Below are 19,844 nucleotides of genomic sequence, written 5' to 3'. Positions count from 1 at the left end.
GGGGGACAGCGGTCGTAGAGTCGCCAACAGCCGGGACCGATCACGATTCGAACGGGCGGCGGCGCCCGGAGCGGAGTGGCACGGTGAGCACGGAGACCAGCCCGCAACGGACACGGGCGGGCATGGACGGCGATCTGGCGGAGGCGCTGGTGCGCAGTCGCCGCTTCTTCACTCGGGCGGAGGTCTCCGACGACCTGCGGACCCTGCACAGGAGCGGTGGCCGCCAGGCGGACGAGTTCTACCGGGACCGTTGGTCGCACGACAAGGTGGTGCGCTCCACGCACGGCGTGAACTGCACCGGTTCGTGCTCGTGGAAGGTGTACGTCAAGGACGGCATCATCACGTGGGAGGCCCAGCAGACCGACTATCCGTCCGTGGGTCCGGACCGCCCCGAGTACGAGCCGCGCGGCTGCCCCCGTGGCGCCGCCTTCTCCTGGTACACCTATTCGCCCACCCGGGTCCGCTACCCGTATGTACGCGGTGTGCTGCTTCAGATGTACCGGGAGGCCAAGGCCCGCCTCGGTGACCCGGTGGCCGCTTGGGCGGACATCGTCTCCGACCCCGAGCGCTCCCGCCGCTACAAGAAGGCCCGCGGCAAGGGCGGCCTGGTACGGGCGAGCTGGGACGAGGCGGTCGAGATGATCGCCGCCGCGCACGTGCACACGATCAAGGAGTACGGCCCGGACCGGCTGGCCGGCTTCTCGCCGATCCCGGCGATGTCGATGGTCTCCCACGCGGCCGGGGCCCGCTTCTACTCGCTGCTCGGCGGGGCGATGCTGTCCTTCTACGACTGGTACGCCGACCTGCCGGTCGCCTCCCCGCAGGTCTTCGGCGACCAGACCGACGTACCGGAGTCGGGGGACTGGTGGGACGCCGGGTATCTGATCATGTGGGGGTCCAATCTCCCGGTGACCCGTACGCCGGACGCGCACTGGATGGCGGAGGCCCGCTACCGGGGCCAGAAGGTCGTCGCCGTGTCGCCCGACTACGCCGACAACGTCAAGTTCGCCGACGAGTGGCTCGCGGCGCAGCCCGGCACCGACGGGGCGCTGGCGATGGCCATGGGGCATGTGATCCTCAAGGAGTTCTTCGTCGACCGGGCCACGCCGTACTTCACCGACTACGTCAAGAAGTACACGGACCTGCCGTTCCTGGTCGCTCTCGACGAGGAAGGGAGCGAGCCGGGGACCTACCGGCCGGGCAAGTTCCTGACCGCCGCCGACCTCGGCGGCGCATACGCGCAGGCCGAGCACGCGGAGTTCCGGACGGTGCTGTTGGATGCGGCCACGGGCAGGCCGGTGGTGCCCAATGGCACGCTCGGCGACCGCTACGGCGAGTCCGGCGCCGGGCGGTGGAACCTCGACCTCGGCGGCACCGATCCGCTGCTGTCCGCCGAGGGCGGCGGCGAGGCGCCGGTCGCGGTCGGGCTGCCGCGTTTCGACGCCCCCGACGGCAGCGCGGACCGGCAAGTGCGCGGAGTACCGGTCCGGCGAGTGGCCGGGCGGCTGGTGACCACGGTGTACGACCTGCTGCTCGCTCAGTACGGGGTGGCTCGTGCCGGTCTGCCCGGCCGGTGGCCGTCCTCGTACGAGGACGCGGAGGCCCCGTACACGCCGGCCTGGCAGGCGGCGATCACCGGAGTGGACGCGCAGAAGGCGGCGCGGATCGCGCGGGAGTTCGCCGCCAACGCCGAGGAGTCCGGCGGACGTTCGATGATCATCATGGGGGCGGGGACGAACCACTGGTTCCACTCCGACACCATCTACCGGGCGTTTCTGACGCTGACCACACTGACCGGCTGCCAGGGCGTGAACGGCGGCGGCTGGGCGCACTACGTCGGCCAGGAGAAGGTCCGCCCGATCACCGGATACTCGGCGATCGCGACCGCCGCCGACTGGAACCGGCCGGCCCGCCAGATGATCCAGACCGCCTACTGGTACCTGCACGCCGACCAGTTCCGCTACGACCCGTTCTCCGCCGACACCCTCGCGGCGGCCGGTCCGGGCCCGGGCGGCCCGTTCGCGGGGAAGACCACGGCGGACGTCATCGCGCAGTCGGCGCGGATGGGCTGGATGCCGTCCTACCCGACCTTCGACCGCAACCCCCTCGACCTCGCCGACGAAGCCGACACCGCGGGCCGCCCGGTCACCGCACACATCGTCGACGAGCTGAAGGCGGGGCGGCTGCGGTTCGCCGGCGAGGACCCGGACGCCCCCGAGAACTTCCCACGCGTACTGACCATCTGGCGGGCCAACCTGCTGGGCTCCTCCGCCAAGGGCAACGAGTACTTCCTCAAGCACCTGCTCGGCACCGACCACTCGGTCCGGGCGGCCGAGGCGCCACCGGACGCACGCCCCAGCGACGTCGTGTGGCGGGAAGAGGCACCCGAGGGCAAGCTCGACCTGCTGCTCACCCTCGACTTCCGGATGACCAGCACGACCGTCTTCTCCGACATCGTCCTGCCCGCCGCCACCTGGTACGAGAAGCACGACCTGTCCAGCACGGACATGCACCCCTTCGTGCACGCCTTCAACCCGGCGATCGCCCCGCCCTGGAAGACCCGCACCGACTGGGACGCCTTCCACACCATCGCCAAGGAGTTCAGCCGCCAGGCCGCCGAACACCTGGGCGTCCGCAAGGACGTGGTCGCCGCCGCGCTGCAGCACGACACCCCGGACGAGATGGCGAACCCGCACGGCCGTGTGCTCGACTGGAAGGCGGGGGAGTGCGAGCCGGTCCCCGGCCGCACGATGCCGAAGCTGGTGACGGTGGAACGCGACTACGCGGCCGTCGCCGACAAGATGGGCGCCCTCGGCCCCTTGCTCGACAGCCTGGGCGCGACCACCAAGGGCATCACCTTCAGGGTCGACCGCGAGCTGGAGTACCTGCGGCACAAGAACGGCACCGTGCGCGGCGGCGCGGCCGACGGACGTCCCTCCATCGCCCGCGACGCGCATGCCTGTGAGGCGATCCTCGCGCTGTCCGGCACCACCAACGGCCACCTCGCCACGCAGGGCTTCCACACGCTCGAAGCCCGCACGGGCACGCAGCTCGCGGACCTGGCCGCCGAGCACGAGGGCAAGCGGATCACCTTCGCCGACACCCAGGCCGCACCGGTGCCGGTCATCACCTCCCCGGAGTGGTCCGGGTCGGAGACGGGCGGGCGCCGCTACTCCCCGTTCACCGTCAACGTCGAGCGTCTCAAGCCCTGGCACACCCTCACCGGGCGGCAGCACTTCTACCTCGACCACGACTGGATGACCGCGCTGGGCGAACAACTCCCGGTCTACCGACCGCCACTGAACATGCACGCGCTCTTCGACGAGCCCCGCATCGGCGAGACGGGCGAACTCGGCGTGACCGTGCGCTACCTCACCCCGCACAACAAGTGGTCGATCCACTCCGAGTACCAGGACAACCTGTTCATGCTCTCCCTGTCCCGGGGCGGGCCGACCATCTGGATGAGCACGCAGGACGCGGCCAAGACCGGCGTGAAGGACAACGACTGGGTCGAGGCCGTCAACCGCAACGGCGTCGTCGCGGCACGCGCGGTCGTCTCGCACCGCATGCCCGAGGGCACCGTCTACATGCACCACGCCCAGGACCGCCTGATCGACGTGCCCCGCACCGAGACCACGGGCCGGCGCGGGGGCATCCACAACTCCCTCACCCGTCTGCTGATCAAGCCCAGCCACCTCATCGGCGGCTACGCCCAGCTGTCGTACGCCTTCAACTACCTCGGCCCGACCGGTAACCAGCGCGACGAGGTCACGGTCATCCGCCGCCGTAAGAACCAGGAGGTGGAGTACTGACATGCGCGTCATGGCCCAGATGGCGATGGTGATGAACCTCGACAAGTGCATCGGCTGCCACACCTGCTCGGTCACCTGCAAACAGGCATGGACCAACCGCACCGGCGTCGAGTACGTGTGGTTCAACAACGTCGAGACCCGCCCCGGCCAGGGATACCCCCGCCGCTACGAGGACCAGGACACCTGGAAGGGCGGCTGGGAACTCAACAAGAAGGGCCGCCTCGCGCTGAAGGCCGGCGGCCGGTTCAAGAAACTGATCCAGATCTTCTCCAACCCGGTGCTGCCGTCCCTCGACGACTACTACGAGCCCTGGACGTACGACTACGAGACCCTGACCAACGCCCCGCTGCAGGAGCACACCCCGGTCGCCCGCCCCAAGTCCCTGATCAGCGGCAAGGACATGAAGATCTCCTGGTCGGCGAACTGGGACGACGACCTCGGCGGCTCGGCCGCGACCAGTGAGAAGGACGTCCTGCTGAACGAGGTCTCCGAGAAGGTCAAGTTCGAGTTCGAGCAGACCTTCATGTTCTACCTGCCGCGGATCTGCGAGCACTGCCTCAACCCGTCCTGCGCGGCCTCCTGCCCCTCCGGCGCCATCTACAAGCGGGAGGAGGACGGCATCGTCCTGGTCGACCAGGACCGCTGCCGGGGCTGGCGGATGTGCGTCACGGGATGCCCGTACAAGAAGGTGTACTTCAACCACCGCACCGGCAAGGCCGAGAAGTGCACGTTCTGCTTCCCGCGGGTCGAGGTCGGCCTGCCCACCGTCTGCTCCGAGACCTGCGTGGGCCGTCTGCGCTACATCGGCCTCGTCCTCTACGACGCCGACCGCGTCCTGGAAGCCGCCTCCACCCCCGATGAGACCGGCCTGTACGAGGCCCAGCGAAAGGTCTTCCTCGACCCCGACGACCCCCGGGTCGTCGCCGAAGCCGAGAAGGCGGGCATCCCCCGCGACTGGATCGAGGCCGCCCAGCGCTCCCCGGTCCACGCCCTGATCAACACCTACAAGGTGGCGCTTCCGCTGCACCCGGAGTACCGGACGATGCCGATGGTCTGGTACATCCCGCCGCTGTCGCCGGTGGTCGACGCCGTCCGTGACACCGGCCAGGACGCCGAGGACCACCAGAACCTTCTCGCCGCTGTCGAGGCCCTGCGCATCCCCGTCGACTATCTTGCCCAGCTGTTCACCGCCGGTGATCCACAGCCCGTGGATGCGGTGCTGCGCCGCCTGGCCGCCATGCGTGCCTACATGCGGGACATCAACCTGGGCCGCGAGCCGAACGCCGCCATCCCGAAGGCGGTGGGCATGGGCGAGGAGCAGATGTACGACATGTACCGGCTGCTGGCCCTGGCCAAGTACGACGAGCGGTACGTCATCCCGCCCGCCCACGCCGAACAGGCGCACGAACTCGAAGAGTTGGCCACCGAGTGCAGCCTGGACTACGAGGGCGGCCCCGGCATGGGCGGCTCGGGCCCCTTCGGTGAGACGTCCGGCGGTGCCGCGCCCGTCGCGGTGGAGAACTTCCACGCCCTGCGCGACCGGCAGACCTCCGACACCCCGGCCGCCCCGACGGACAAGGCCACCCGCGTCAACCTCCTCAACTGGGACGGCAAGGGATCTCCGCCCGGCCTGTTCCCGGACAATCCATCCGGCAGCGGCGCCGGCGTGGACAGCGGTGGGGAGGCCGAGCCGAAGCCATGAAACGGAAGACCGCACGCGCGTCTCGAGTGGAGCCCTGGCTCCCCGACGCCTGGCAGGCCCAGTCCCTGTTGCTGGCCTATCCCGACGAGGAATTCGGGCAGCGCCTCGCCCTGGCCGGTCGGGTCGCCGCCACCCTGCCGGACCCGGTAGCCCGCCCCCTGTTCCGCTTCACCGCCCACGCCGAGCAGTCCGCCCCCGGGAACCTGGCCGCCACCTACGTGGCCACCTTCGACCACCGCAAGCGCTGTTGCCTCTACCTGACGTACTACGCACACGGCGACACCAGGAAGCGCGGCACCGCCCTGCTGCGGTTGAAGCAGACATACGCGGCGGCCGGCTGGCGCCTGGACGACGACGAACTGCCCGATCACCTCGCCGTCGTCCTCGAGTTCGCCGCAGCGGACCCGGAAGTCGGACGACGTCTGCTCACCGAACACCGCGCCGGCCTGGAACTGCTGCGCCTGGCCCTGACCGACGACGGCTCCCCCTGGGCGCACGTCCTGGACTCCGTGTCCGCCACCCTGCCCCCGCTCGCCGGCGACGAGCGAGAAGCCGTCATGCGCCTCGCCGCCGAGGGCCCGCCCGACGAACAGGTCGGTCTGGACCCGTACGCGTCCCCGGTGTTCCTGCCCGACCCCGTCGTAGGAGGTCCCCGATGACCGCTCCCGCGCAGCGCCTCACCCTGGCCGCCGAGCCGGGCACCGGCGGCATCCTGCTCTGGGTCGTCCTGCCCTACGTCGCCCTGGCCGTCTTCGTCCTCGGCCACGTCTGGCGCTACCGCTACGACAAGTTCGGCTGGACCACCCGCTCCTCCCAGCTGTACGAGCGGCGCCTGCTGCGTATCGGCAGCCCGTTGTTCCACTTCGGCATCCTCGTCGTCCTCCTCGGCCACATCGGCGGCCTGGTCATCCCCAGGAGCTGGACCGAGGCGGCCGGGATCAGCGAGCACATGTACCACATGGGTGCGGTCGTCCTCGGCACGGTCGCCGGCGTCGCCACCCTCGGCGGGCTGGCCATCCTGATCTACCGGCGCCGTACCGTCGGCCCGGTCTTCTCCGCCACCACCCGCAATGACAAGGCGATGTACGTCTCGCTCACCGTGACCATCGTGCTCGGCCTGTCCGCCACCGTGGCCGCGAACGTCGTCGGCGGGGGTTACGACTACCGCGAGACCATCTCCGTCTGGTTCCGCTCGATCTTCTACTTCCAGCCCGACCCGGACCGGATGACCGGCGCGCCCATCCTGTTCCAACTCCACGCGATCAGCGCGATGCTGCTCTTCGCAGCCTGGCCCTTCACCCGCCTCGTCCACATGCTCACCGCGCCGATCGGCTACCTCACCCGCCCCTACATCGTCTACCGCAGCCGCGACGTCCGACTCGGTGCCCGGGCCCCGCACCGCGGCTGGGAACGGACGGGTTCGTGACGGTCGGTCCCGTCATCGGCGGTCCGGAGTGCCGATCAGGTGGAACCGCGGCGTGGGAACGAAGCCGCAGGTGCGCAAGGTGCCGATCGCGAGATCGGGGAAGCGGCTCAGGCACCGCCCGGCACCGCGTCCGCGTCGGCGACGGTGCCGAAGACCCGCAGGACCTGATCCGCTCCGGTGACCTCCGGGATCCTGAGCGTGACTGATGATGATCACCAGGCCGCCCGGATGCGCGGAGAGGGCGCGGGCCGGCTCCGGTGGCTGAGCCCGGCCCCGTCACCCGCCCGGACGCGTCCGGCGCCGCCCCCGGGTGAGTGTGGAGCGGGGGGCCGGGTAGGCGGGGGAGTAGTCCAGAGGCGACGCCCAGCGAACGTGCGGAGGACTGCGATGACGAACCCCTACCCCGGCCCCGTTCCGCCGGCTCCCACGCCGGGCCCCGGCCCGACCCCGCCGGACCCGTACCCCAGCCCCGTGCCGACCCCGGAGCCGGGCCCCGAACCCGCGCCGCCGGGCCCCGGTCCCGAGCCCACGCCGCCCGCACCGGGCCCCGATCCGACCCCGCCGCCCGCGCCACCGGCACCGGGGCCCCCGGAGCCGTCACCGTCCCCGATCCCGCCGGGACCGGAGCCGGTGCCCAGCCCCGAGCCCGGCCCGCCGCTCACCAGGCGGCTCCGGGCCCGGACGGCACCATGAGGGGCTCCAGGGCCGGATGACCGGCCTGCTCCGGTCAGTGGGGCCCAGGCCGCGTCACGGGCCTCTTGGTCACCGGCCTCTTGAGAGGGGTGCGCCTATGCCGTGACCTCGGTCCGGTCGCCGCCCCACAGCGTGTGGAACGAACCCTCGCGGTCCACCCGCCGGTAGGTGTGCGCGCCGAAGAAGTCCCGCTGTCCTTGCGTCAGCGCCGCCGGCAGGCGCTCCGCACGCAGCGCGTCGTAGTACGCGAGCGCCGCCGCGAAGCCAGGCGTCGGCACGCCCTGCCGGGTCGCCGCGATCAGCACCTCGCGCCAGTCGTCCTGCGCCGCCGCGATCTCCCGCGCGAACGTCTCGTCCGACAGCAGGCTCGGCAGGTCGGCCCGGGCGTCGTACGCGGCGCGGATGCGGTCCAGGAACGCGGCCCGGATGATGCAGCCGCCGCGCCAGATCGCGGAGACGGCGCCGAGGTCGATGTCCCAGCCGTACTCCTCGCTGCCCGCCGCGATCTCGTGGAAGCCCTGCGTGTACGACACGATCTTCGACGCGTACAGCGCCTGCTCCACCCGGTCCGCGAAGGCCGCCGCCTCCGACTCGCCGAGCGGCGACGCCTTCGGCCCGGCCAGGCCCCGGGAGGCGTCCCGCAGCCCCGCGTGGCCGGACAGGGAGCGGGCGAAGACCGCCTCGGCGATGCCGGACACCGGGACGCCCAGGTCCAGGGCGATCTGCACCGTCCAGCGGCCGGTGCCCTTCTGCTCGGCCTGGTCGACCACCACGTCCACGAACGGCTTGCCGGTCTCCGCGTCCACGTGGGACAGCACCTCGGCGGTGATCTCGATCAGGTAGGAGTCCAGCCGGCCCCGGTTCCAGGTGCGGAAGATGTCGGCGATCTGGGCGGGGGAGTAGCCGGCCACGTCGCGCAGGAGCTGGTACGCCTCGCCGATCAGCTGCATGTCGGCGTACTCGATGCCGTTGTGGACCATCTTCACGAAGTGACCGGCACCGTCCGGACCCACGTGCGTCACACACGGGGCGCCGTCCGCGGCCTTCGCGGAGATCTTCTCCAGCATCGGGCCGAGCGAGGCGTACGACTCCTTCGAGCCGCCCGGCATGATGCTCGGCCCGTGCAGCGCGCCCTCCTCGCCGCCCGAGATGCCCGTGCCGACGAAGTGGATGCCCCGCTCCCGCAGCTCACGCTCCCGGCGCCGGGTGTCCGCGAAGTGCGCGTTGCCACCGTCGATGATCATGTCGCCGGGCTCCAGCAGCGGCGCGAACTCCTCGATCACCGCGTCCGTCGGCCCACCCGCCTTGACCATGATCACCAGCCGGCGCGGGCGTTCCAGCGCCGCCACGAAGTCCTCGGCGGTCTCGGCCGCGACGAAGTCGCCCTCGTGCCCGAACTCCTCCACCAGCGCCTTGGTCCGCGAGACCGTACGGTTGTGCACGGCGACGGCGTAGCCGTTGCGGGCGAAGTTGCGGGCGAGGTTGCGGCCCATGACCGCCAGTCCCGTGACGCCGATCTGCGCTGAAGTGCTCATACCGCCTGCTCCCTGGTTGCCTCGTGACTACGGCTCCGTCAGTACGGGCCCTCGCCCATCCTTGCGTGCCGCCGTGGCGGGCGCACATCCGACCCGCCAGGCTTGATTACGCAGGGAGGGCGCCCTGTGCCTCAGTCTTCGGCGATGCCGGGCAAGGACCGTCCGTTCCCGGCCACTTGGAGCCGACGCGAGGCCGGTTTTCCGTCTTGTCATGGCCTGTTCGGGGCGCTTACTTTTGCCGCTCCTGACACATGCCGAGGGGATATCGGACATGGCCGCACGCGGCCGGCACCGCCGGTACCAGCCGAACAGGATCAACCGCGCCTCACTCACCGTCACGGCGGGCGGCGCCGGCCTCGCGATCCCGCTGGTCGCCGCCACAACCGCCGAGGCCGCCGACGCGGCCACCTGGAACAAGGTCGCCGCCTGCGAGTCCAGCGGCAACTGGAGCATCAACACGGGCAACGGCTACTACGGCGGACTGCAGTTCACCCAGTCCACCTGGGAGGCCTACGGCGGCACCCACTACGCGCCGCGCGCCGACATGGCGACCCGGGACCAGCAGATAGCCGTCGCCGAGAAGGTTCTCGACGGGCAGGGACCGGGAGCGTGGCCGGTGTGCTCGGTCAGGGCCGGGCTGACCCGGGGCGGCGCCGGCCCGCACACGGACGACGCGGCCGCACACCCCGCGCGCAGCGCCCCGAGGACCCGTGCCGCGAAGGCCGGGCCGGTGCAGGACGTGAGCCCGCAGACCACCCCGCAGTCCCGCGCGGGCCGCGCCGAGATGTACACGGTGGTGCACGGCGACACCCTGTCCGGCATCGCCGGGGAGCAGCATGTCCAGGGCGGCTGGCGGCAGCTGTACGCCGGCAACCGGGCGACGATCGGCGCCGACCCCGACCTGATCCTGCCCGGCCAGCGGCTCAGCCTGCGGCCCGCCACGCCCCCGCCCGACACCACGACCAAGTCGCACGGGAAGAAGGCGCCTTCACCGAAGCCCAGGCCGAAGTCCCAGCCGAAGGCCCATCCGAAGCCCAAGCCGCAGCCGAAGCACCACCCGGCCGGTCACAGGCTCGCCCCGCCGGTGCACGCGCCCATCGGCACCGGCTACCACACGGCCGGCTCGCACTGGTCGAAGGGCTACCACACGGGCATCGACTTCCTGGTCCCGACCGGAACCTCCGTGCAGGCGGCGGAGGCCGGGCAGGTGGTGTCCGCGGGGTGGGGCGGATCCTACGGCTACCAGGTGGTCCTCCGGCACGCCGACGGCCGCTACACCCAGTACGGGCACCTGTCCGCCATCTCGGTGCGGGCCGGCCAGCGCGTCGCCCTGGGCCAGCGGATCGGCCGCTCCGGCGCGACCGGCAACGTCACGGGCCCGCACCTGCACTTCGAGGTGCGGACCGGGCCCGGCTTCGGTTCGGACATCGACCCGCTCGCCTACCTGCGGGCCGGCGGTGTCAATATCTGACGCGCGTACGGCGCCGGTGCACGACCGGCAGCGGCAGGTAGAGGCCGGGGGGTAACGCGGCGCACGCCACCGGGAGCACGAGACCGGCCGGCGGTGCGCCGTCCCCCGTGTCCTGCCCGGCGCCCTCCGGCACCGGCACGAGCAACTCCTCCAGGACCGGTTCGGCCGGCTCCCGCACGCCCGGCCCGGCCGGTTGCCCGAGGGCCGGCCCGTCCGGCTGTCCTGGAGCCGCTTCCCGCGGCTCCGCGGCGCCCGTCCCGGCGCTCCGGGATTCCGCGGTCCGGCGCTGCCGGGGCACGACGGGAAGCACGTCCCGCGCCGGAGCCGGACCGGCCACCGCGGGGTCCAGATCCGCGGGGTCCGGCGCCGCCGGGTCCAGCGCCGCCGTGTCCGCTTCCGCCGGGTCCGGCCGCGCCGCGTCCGAAGGCGTCGCGGCGCCCGCCATCCGCTGGGTCGTCAGCATGATCAGGCCGCCCGCCGCCACCACGGCGCAGCCCAGCGCCAGCGCGGTCCCCGTGCTGCCGTAGCGGAACGTCTCGCCGAACATCAGGATGCCGACCGCCGCGGCCAGCACCGGGTTGACCACGGTCAACGTGGCCAGGGGAGCGGCGAGGCCGCCGCCCCGGTAGGAAGCCTGGGACAGCAGGACACCGGCGGCGGCGAACACGGCGATCACCGCGAGGGAGGACAGCTCGCCCAGGCCGATGCCCTCGCTCCAGTCGACGGCGACGGTCTTGGTGAACACCGACGACATGCCGAAGGCGATGCCGGAGGCGGTGGCGAGCAGCACGCTGCGCACGGCGGGGTGCCGGTGCGCGGCCAGTCCCGCGAACATCAGCGCCACGACGGCCCCGCCGGTGACCAGCGCGACCGCCAACCGCTGAGCGGCGTCGAGGGAATGCGCCTCGGAGGAGCCGACCAGGGACAGCAGGCCGGCGAGGCCCACCGTGGCCATGAGGGCGCCGCGCCAGGCCGTCGCGCCGGCCTTCCGGCCGACGAACAGCGCCGCCATGGGCAGCGCGAAGACGATGGTCAGCGCGCCGAGCGGCTGGACCAGACTGAGCGGGCCATAGGCCAGCGCGACGACGTGCAGCACGCCGCCGAGGCCGTTGAGTGCCAGCGCACCCCACCAGCCGGGCCGGCGCAGCGGCAGGTAGGAGCCGCCGGAGGAGGACACCGCGACCTGCTCCTGCACGATCGCTCCACCCGCGTAGGCGACGGCGGAGACGAACGACAGGAGCACGGACAGCGCGAGGGCGCTCATCGGCGTCTCCTCTGCGGGTGGCGGGGACCCCGGCCCCGCATGTGACGCGGACCCTGAGCCCGGCGCGGCGGACGGTCGGCTTCCATGGCCAACACTCTGCCCGTCCGAGGGCTTCCCGTCGTCGTTCTTGAGCACCCAATGCGTCCTACTGCCGATGGAGTACGCCCGGCGCGCGGTCATCCCTCAGGGGGGTGCCGCGGGGAGGTGATTTCCGGGCCCCACCCTCCGGAGCCGCCCCCCTGAGCCGGTTCCCGGCCGGTCTGGTACTAGTGCCTGTCGTGGACCTCGACCCCGATCCTGCCCCCGATCCCGACCCCGATCTCATCCCCGATCACCCTGACGTCGACCCTGATCACCCCGACCGGAACCCTGATCACACCGACCTCGCCCCTGATCTCGCCGCCCTTCGCCGGCTCGGCGGTTTCTTCGTCCTCCGGACGGCCCCGGACGGACGGCTGCCGACCCTCGCGGAGACATACGCACGGGCGGCCGGGGGCGTTCACGGCGACGCGCTGACGACGCGGGTCGCCACTGTCGCGGAGCGGCTGCGCACCCGGGAACCGCGGGTCGCCGCCTCCATCGCACAACAGGGCCTCGCCGCCCGGCTGTGGTCGGTGGCCCTGGGCTGTGCCGCTCTGAGCGGCCGGCTGCCGGACCTCGACGCGCGGCTGCTGCGCTGGGACGCCCTGGCGTCCGCCCCCGACGACCTGTGGCTCACCGAGCCGCGCCCGCTGCCCGGCGACGCCGCCACCCTCGCCGAGACCGTGCTGCACGGGCACCTGGAGCCCCTGGGAGCCGCACTGCGGAGCCGCTACGGGGTTCCGGCGGGCCTGCTGCGGGGCAACGCGGGCTCCGCGCTCGCCGGCGCGGCCCGGGAGGCGGACCGCTGGGCCCGCGCCAACGGCCGTGCCGACGTGGCGGAACGGGTCCGCGTCCTCACGGACGAACTCTTCACGCACCCCCTGCTGCGCACCACCGGCGCCCGCGACGGCACGGCGTTCCGGCGCCGCAGCTGCTGCCTGTACTACCGGGTGCCCGGCGGCGGGGTGTGCGGCGACTGCTGCTTCACCCGGCCCCCGCGCTCTTCCCCACGCGCCGCATCTGGGTGACCATGAAGAGGACTTGCGGACGAGACCAGGGAGTTGTCGGGTGCGAGTGGGACTGCTGACCCGGGAGTACCCCCCGGACGTGTACGGCGGCGCCGGTGTCCACGTGGAGTTCCTGGCACGGGAGTTGGCCGCCCTGGTCGACCTGGAGGTGCACTGCTGGGGCGAGGGCCGCGCCGAGGGCGTCGTACGGCACCGTCCCTGGGCCGTCCTCGACGGCTCCAACGACGCCCTGCGCACCTTCTCCGTGGACCTGTCGATCGCCGCCGCCCTCGAAGGCCGCGAACTGGTCCACTCCCACACCTGGTACGCCAATCTCGCCGGCCACTTCGCGAAGCTCCTGTACGGCGTCCCGCACGTGGTCACCGCCCACTCGCTGGAGCCGCTGCGCCCCTGGAAGGCCGAGCAGCTCGGCGGCGGGTACGCGCTGTCGGGCTGGGCCGAGCGCACCGCGCTGGAGGCGGCCGACGCGGTGGTCGCCGTCTCGGGTGCGATGCGCGACGACATCCTCGCCTGCTACCCGGCCCTCGACCCGGCGCGGGTCCACGTCGTGCACAACGGCATCGACACCCGCCTCTACCGCCCCGACCACGCCACCGACGCCCTCACCCGGTACGGCATCGACCCCGCGCGCCCCTACGTCCTCTTCGTCGGCCGGATCACCCGGCAGAAGGGCGTGCCCCATCTGCTGCGCGCGGTGCGGAACATCGACCCGGGCGCGCAGGTCGTGCTGTGCGCGGGCGCGCCCGACACCCCCGAGATCGACCTGGAGTTCCGCGAGCTGTACCAGGAGCTGAGCCGGGTGCGCGAGGGCGTTTTCTGGATCCCGCAGATGCTGCCCCGCACCGAGGTGATCCAACTCCTCACCCGAGCCGCCGTGTTCGTCTGCCCGTCGGTGTACGAACCGCTGGGGATCGTCAACCTGGAGGCGATGGCCTGCGGCACCGCGGTCGTCGCGTCACGGGTGGGCGGCATCCCGGAGGTCGTGGACCACGGACGCACCGGCCTCCTGGTCGACGTGGCCGAAGCGGGCGGCGACGCCCGCGACTTCGAGTCCGGCCTGACCCGCGCACTCGACGCCGTCCTCGGCGATCCCGCGGCGGCCCGGCGGATGGGGGAGGCCGGACGGGAGCGCGCCGTCGGCGAGTTCGGCTGGGACGCGGTGGCCCGGCGCACGGCCGGGCTCTACGAGGAGATCCTCAAACAGGCTTAGTCCGGCCCGCTCGGGGCATCCATGGTTCCATCCAGGGTGAGGGGAGCGGCCATGCGTCGTGGAGGGCCTTCGGTTCTCGGGATCGTGCTGGCGGGCGGGGAGGGCAAGCGGCTGATGCCGCTCACCGCCGACCGGGCCAAACCGGCGGTCACCTTCGGCGGGACGTACCGCCTCGTCGACTTCGTGCTCTCCAACCTGGTCAACGCCGACGTCCTGCGCATCTGCGTGCTGACGCAGTACAAGTCGCACTCGCTGGACCGGCACATCACCACCACCTGGCGGATGTCCAGCCTGCTCGGCAACTACGTCACCCCGGTACCGGCCCAGCAGCGGCTCGGTCCGCGCTGGTACCTGGGCAGCGCCGACGCGATCCTGCAGTCGCTGAACCTGCTCCACGACGAACAGCCGGAGTACGTGGCCGTGTTCGGCGCCGACCACGTCTACCGGATGGACCCGCGGCAGATGGTCCGCCAGCACGTCGAGGGCGGCGCGGGCGTGACGGTGGCCGGCATCCGGGTGCCCCGCGCGGAGTCGTCGTCCTTCGGGGTGATCACACCGGGCCCGGACGGGCGTACGGTCGAGCGCTTCCTGGAGAAGCCCGCCGACCCGCCCGGGCTGGCCGACGACCCGGAGTGCGTGTTCGCCTCGATGGGCAACTACGTCTTCACCACCAAGGCCCTCGTGGAGGCGCTGCACCGCGACGCCGAGGACGCGCAGTCGGTGCACGACATGGGCGGCTCGATCCTGCCGCAGCTCACCGCGCGCGGCGAGGCCCAGCTGTACGACTTCAGCGAGAACCACGTCCCCGGCGAGACCACGCGCGACCAGGGCTACTGGCGGGACGTCGGCACGCTCGACGCCTACTACGAGGCGCACATGGACCTGATCGCCGAGCGCCCCGCCTTCAACCTGTACAACCGCCAGTGGCCCGTCTACACCCACTCCAACCAGCTCTCCCCGGCCCGGTTCAACGCCGGCGGCATCGCGAGCGAGTCCATCATCAGCGCGGGCTGCCTGATCCGCGGTCAGGTCAGCCGTTCGGTGCTCTCTCCCGGCGTGCGGGTGGACCCGGGCGCGGTCGTCCAGGGCTCGGTCCTGCACGACAACGTGCACATCGGCCGGGGCGCCGTGGTCCGCGGCGCGGTCCTGGACAAGAACGTCGACGTCCCGCCGGGCGCGACGATCGGCGTCAACCCGGAACGGGACGCCGAGCTGTACACCGTCTCCCGGGGCGGGGTCATCGCGCTGGGGAAGGGCCGGCGGGTGACGTAGGGCGACGGTCCTGGCCCGCGCCGTGCCGGCCCCCGACCGCCCGTCACCCTCCTGACCGCCCGTCACCCTTACGACCGCCCGGCCCCGTGACCTCTCGTCACCCCTCTGACCTCTCGTCACCCCCCGTCTCCGTCGCGGATCCCTGCGACGCGTTCCGCCCGAAGGCCCCGGGATGCCCGGGTTTGCGTCGTCGGCCCAGCAGGATGCAGACAACGACGTCGAACCTGCGGAGGTCATCCGAGATGAGAGGGACCCGGCGCACCCGGCTGTGCCTGGCCGGGGTGATGGCAGCGTCCGCGCTGATCGCCACCCCCGCGGCGCGAGCCGCCGAGCGGACCGACGGCCACCTCACCGACCTGGTTAACCCCTTCATCGGGAGCCAGAACGAGGGCAACACCTTCCCCGGCGCGGCCGTGCCCTTCGGCATGGTGCAGCTCTCCCCGGACACCGGGCACAGCACCGGCTACGACTACACGCAGAACCGTATCCGCGGCTTCTCCCTGGTCCACCTCTCGGGCGTCGGCTGCCGCATCGGCGGCGACCTGCCCGTGCTGCCCACCACCGGGGACGTCACGCAGACGGACTACGCCAAGTACGCGGCCGGGTTCTCGCACCAGGACGAGGAGGCGAGCCCCGGCTACTACCGCGTCGGTCTCGACTCCGGCATCCGCGCCGAGCTGACCGCGACCGGGCGCACCGGCGTCCAGCGCTACACGTTCCCCGCCACCGACAAGGCCAACGTCCTGCTGAACGCCGCCCAGTCGCTGCACAGGCCGGGCGGCGGCGTGGTGGAGATCCTCGACGACCGCACCGTGCGCACCGAGATCACCGGCCACGGCTTCTGCCGGGACACGGGCCCCTACACGGTCTACACGATCACCCGCTTCAGCCGCCCGTTCACCGCGTACGGCACCTGGGACGGCCGGGCCGTCGCCCCGGGCGCCCGCAGCGGGCGCGGCGGCGCCTACGTCCGCTTCGACACCACCGGGGACCGCACGGTGGAGGCGACCACGGCGCTGTCGTACGTCGACGCGCGCGGCGCCGCCACCAACCTGCGCGCCGAGGGGGGCCGGCCCTTCGACTCCGTGCGCCGGCGGGCGCGCGCCCAGTGGGAGGCCCGGCTGGCCGGCGTCGGCGTCCAGGGCGGCACCAGCACCCTGCGCCGTACCTTCTACTCCTCGCTGTACCGGTCGTTCCTCGCGCCGAACATCGGCAGCGACGCCGACGGCCGGTACACCGGCTGGGACCGGCGCACCCACCGCGCCGACGGCTTCACGTACTACCAGAACTGGTCGCTGTGGGACACCTACCGCACCCAGGCCCAGCTCCTCGCCCTCCTCGCGCCGCGCGAGGCCCGGGACATGGCCCGGTCGGTGGTCGCCGTCGACGAGGACGGCGGCTGGCTGCCCAAGTGGGGCTACGGCCCCGTCGAGACCAACGTCATGAGCGGCGACCCGGTCACCCCGTTCCTCACCACGGCCTACCACATGGGCCTGCTCAAGGGTTTCGAGGAGCGGGCCTACCGCGCGCTGAGGAAGAACGCCGACGGCGTGCCGCCCGCCGAGTACCCGGGCATCGGCCGCGAGGCCAACACCGAGTACGTCGCGGGCGGTTTCGCGCCCTTCGTCAAGGGCCGTCCCCTGGCCAAGATGGGCGACTCCGACTACCACCACGGCGCCTCCGTCACCCTGGAGTACGCGCTCGCGGACGCGATGCTCGCGCAGATGGCCCGCGGTCTCGGCCACGAGGACGACGCCGCCCGGTACGCCGCCCGGTCACGCAACTACCGCAGTCTCTTCGACCCGGCCACCGGCTTCTTCCGCGCCCGCGACGCCTCCGGCGCGTTCACCGGACCGTCCGACCCCGCGCTCGCCACCGGTTTCCACGAGGGCTCCGCCTGGCAGTACCAGTGGCTGGTCCCGCAGGACGTGCCCGGCATGGTCGAGATGATCGGCGGCAAGAGTGCGGCCAACGCGCGCCTGGACGCCTTCTTCGCCTACGACCGGCTGCTCGCCGATCCCGGGAGGACCGCCCGCGAGGTGTGGGTGCACGGCGACGCGTACGACTACTACAACGCCGACAAGTACAACCCGATGAACGAGCCCGACCTCATCGCGCCCTACACCTACCTGGCCACCGGTCAGCCGTGGAAGACCACCGACGTGGTGCACGCGGCCCTGACCCTGTTCACCGACACCCCCACCGGGATGACCGGCAACGACGACCTCGGCACGATGTCCGCCTGGAACGTGCTGTCGTCCGTCGGCCTCTTCCCGATCCAGCCGGGCTACGACACCTGGGGCCTGTCCACCCCGGTCTTCGACCGCGTCCGCCTCAGGCTCGACCGCCGCTACTGGCCGAGCGGCGGGCTGACGATCACCGCCCCCGGAACCTCCGGCACCGACCGCTACATCCAGGCCGTCCACACCGACCGGCGCCCGCACGCGCGGACCTATCTGACGACCGGTTCGCTGCGTTCACTGCGCACCCTCGCGTTCACGGTCGGCCCGCGCCCGTCCGAGTGGGGCACGGCGCCCGAGGCCGCGCAACCGGTGCTGAGGTGACCTCAGGCGCCACCTGGGCCCCGCCTCATCCGGGTGAGGCGGGACTTAACCTGCCGTTAACTGTACGTAGCCTGATCGTACTTGACCGTAATCGGCTGGCGGAGATTGACTGAAGATCCCCCCTCCGTCGACGCGCGAGGCAAGCCCTTGACTTCCGACCTGCTCGCCCCCCTGGACCTGGCCTTCTGGAACATGGAGTCCGACCGGCACCCGATGCACCTAGGCGCGCTCGGCGTCTTCGGGGCGCACTCGCCCACGGCCGGCGCACACGCGGCGGACCTGCTCGCCGCCCGCGCCGCCGCCGTCCCGGGGCTGCGCCTGCGCATCCGCGACGTCTGGCAGCCGCTCGCCTTCGGCGGCGCGGCCCGCGAGACCGACCCCGGCTTCGACCCGCTCAACCACGTGCGGCTGCACGCGCCGACCGCCGACTTCCACGCGGCCGCCGGGCGGCTGATGGAACGCCCGCTGGAGCGTGACCGGCCGCCGTGGGAGGCGCACGTGCTGCCCGGCGAGGACGGGGTGTCCTTCGCGGTGCTGTTCAAGTTCCACCACGCCCTCGCCGACGGTCTGCGCGCGCTCAAGCTCGCCGCCGGCGTCCTGGACCCGATGGACCTGCCCGAGCGCCCGCCCCGCGCCATCGAGCCGCCCCGCGGCCTGCTGCCGGACCTGCGCAGGCTGCCGGGCCTCGTCCCGGGGCTGGTCAGGGGCGCGCTGTCCGACGTGGGCCGGGCCCTGGACATCGGCGCCTCGCTCGCCCGCTCCACGCTCGGCATGCGCCCCTCCTCCGCGCTGACCTCCGCGGCCAGCGGCACCCGCAGGACCGCCGGCGTCGTCCTCGACATCGACGACGTGCACCGGGTGCGCAAGAGCGTCGGCGGCACCGTGAACGACGTCCTCATCGCCGTCGTCGCCGGTGCCCTGCGCCGCTGGCTGGACGAGCGCGGCGACGGCAGTGCGGGTGTGGCCCCCCGGGCCCTCGTCCCCGTCTCGCGGCGCCGCCCGCGCACCGCCCACCCACAGGGCAACCGGCTCTCCGGGTACCTGATACCGCTTCCGGTGGGCGACCCCGACCCGCTCGGCCGCCTCACCGCCGTGCGCACCGCCATGGCCCGCAACAAGGACGCCGGGCCGGACCGGGGCGCCGGCGCCGTGGCGCTGCTCGCCGACCACGTGCCGGCCCTCGGCCACCGGCTCGCCGGACCGCTCGTCGGCCAGGCCGCCCGGCTGTGGTTCGACATCCTGGTCACCAGCGTGCCGCTGCCGGGGTTCGGGCTGCGGCTCGGCGGTCAGGAGCTGAGGGAGGTGTACCCGCTGGCCCCGCTCGCGCCCGGGCAGTCGCTGGCGGTCGCGATCTCGACGTATCGCGGCCGGGTCCACTACGGGCTGGTCGCCGACGCGCAGGCCGTACCGGACCTGGACGTGTTCGCGCGGGCGGTGTCGGACGAGGTCTCGACGCTGCTCGCCGTCTGCGACGTGTGAGGTCCCCCGGGGACCCGGGGACCTCGACGGCCGTCGGCCGGGCGGCCCGGGCCGTGTCCGCGAAGTCGCGCCTGCGCCGCGACGCCCGCTCTGCGGGCGAACGACGCGACGTCGCGGGCACGACCCAGCGCCCGCCTGTCATACGGTCTGTGATTCGTGAGGCATCTGCGACTCATGAGGCATCTGCGACTCGCGAGGCAGCATCGGCGACTCATGAGGCATCGGCGACTCGCGAGGCAGCATCGGCGACTCACGAGCGTCTGTGACTCACGAGGCATCTGTGACTCCAGAGGCGTCTGTGGCCCTC

At 72.4% G+C, this 19,844-nt stretch carries 12 protein-coding genes; 10 read left to right on the top strand and 2 right to left on the bottom strand.

Translation table 11 applies throughout. From position 1 onward, the window contains the following. Positions 1-122 precede the first annotated feature (122 nt). Genes IE177_RS12220 through narI form a run of 4 tightly spaced genes read left to right on the top strand, consistent with a single transcriptional unit; the run spans position 123 to position 6,940 of the window. On the top strand, positions 123-3,812 hold the full coding sequence (locus IE177_RS12220; protein ID WP_190015470.1) for a nitrate reductase subunit alpha: 3,690 nt from the start codon (positions 123-125) through the stop codon (positions 3,810-3,812). A 1-nt stretch (position 3,813) separates the two neighbouring features. Further along, positions 3,814-5,514: a nitrate reductase subunit beta gene (gene narH, locus IE177_RS12215; protein ID WP_190015292.1), complete on the top strand. Its 1,701-nt coding sequence runs from the start codon at positions 3,814-3,816 to the stop codon at positions 5,512-5,514. Further along, entirely contained in the window at positions 5,511-6,173 is a 663-nt protein-coding gene (narJ, locus tag IE177_RS12210) for a nitrate reductase molybdenum cofactor assembly chaperone (protein WP_190015291.1), read from the top strand. Before narH ends, narJ begins: the two co-directional genes overlap by 4 nt. Continuing rightward, positions 6,170-6,940, top strand: a complete 771-nt coding sequence (narI, locus tag IE177_RS12205; protein WP_190015290.1) for a respiratory nitrate reductase subunit gamma — start codon at positions 6,170-6,172, stop codon at positions 6,938-6,940. The genes narJ and narI overlap by 4 nt, the downstream gene beginning before the upstream one ends. Positions 6,941-7,728: 788 nt before the next feature. Here narI and gnd read toward each other — a convergent pair. Next, positions 7,729-9,168, bottom strand: coding sequence for an NADP-dependent phosphogluconate dehydrogenase (gnd, locus tag IE177_RS12200; RefSeq protein ID WP_190015289.1), 1,440 nt, complete (start codon positions 9,166-9,168; stop codon positions 7,729-7,731). A 271-nt stretch (positions 9,169-9,439) separates the two neighbouring features. Here gnd and IE177_RS12195 point away from each other — a divergent pair, with 271 nt between their 5' ends. Further along, a complete protein-coding gene (locus IE177_RS12195) occupies positions 9,440-10,639 on the top strand; it encodes a transglycosylase family protein (protein ID WP_190015288.1) in 1,200 nt (399 codons plus the stop codon). Here IE177_RS12195 and IE177_RS12190 read toward each other — a convergent pair. Further along, positions 10,629-11,903, bottom strand: coding sequence for a DMT family transporter (locus tag IE177_RS12190; RefSeq protein ID WP_190015287.1), 1,275 nt, complete (start codon positions 11,901-11,903; stop codon positions 10,629-10,631). The two genes, IE177_RS12195 and IE177_RS12190, sit on opposite strands and share 11 nt — an antisense overlap. 323 nt (positions 11,904-12,226) lie before the next feature. Here IE177_RS12190 and IE177_RS12185 point away from each other — a divergent pair, with 323 nt between their 5' ends. The 5 genes from IE177_RS12185 (at position 12,227) to IE177_RS12165 (ending at position 19,537) form a co-directional block, all read left to right on the top strand. Next, positions 12,227-13,012: a (2Fe-2S)-binding protein gene (locus tag IE177_RS12185; protein WP_190015469.1), complete on the top strand. Its 786-nt coding sequence runs from the start codon at positions 12,227-12,229 to the stop codon at positions 13,010-13,012. Positions 13,013-13,058: 46 nt separating this feature from the next. Continuing rightward, entirely contained in the window at positions 13,059-14,222 is a 1,164-nt protein-coding gene (gene glgA / locus IE177_RS12180) for a glycogen synthase (protein ID WP_190015468.1), read from the top strand. 51 nt (positions 14,223-14,273) lie between these two features. Continuing rightward, the gene (glgC, locus tag IE177_RS12175) at positions 14,274-15,494 is read left to right on the top strand and encodes a glucose-1-phosphate adenylyltransferase (RefSeq protein ID WP_190015286.1); all 1,221 of its coding nucleotides are present in this window, start codon (positions 14,274-14,276) and stop codon (positions 15,492-15,494) included. A 242-nt stretch (positions 15,495-15,736) separates the two neighbouring features. After that, entirely contained in the window at positions 15,737-18,058 is a 2,322-nt protein-coding gene (locus tag IE177_RS12170; protein WP_190015285.1) for a GH92 family glycosyl hydrolase, read from the top strand. A gap of 147 nt (positions 18,059-18,205) precedes the next feature. Next, positions 18,206-19,537, top strand: a complete 1,332-nt coding sequence (locus IE177_RS12165) for a wax ester/triacylglycerol synthase family O-acyltransferase (protein ID WP_190015284.1) — start codon at positions 18,206-18,208, stop codon at positions 19,535-19,537. The last annotated feature ends 307 nt before the right edge of the window (positions 19,538-19,844 follow it).

This window comes from Streptomyces lucensis JCM 4490 (genome assembly GCF_014650035.1).
Lineage (GTDB): Bacteria > Actinomycetota > Actinomycetes > Streptomycetales > Streptomycetaceae > Streptomyces > Streptomyces lucensis.
This window is presented reverse-complemented; position numbering and strand designations above follow the sequence as displayed.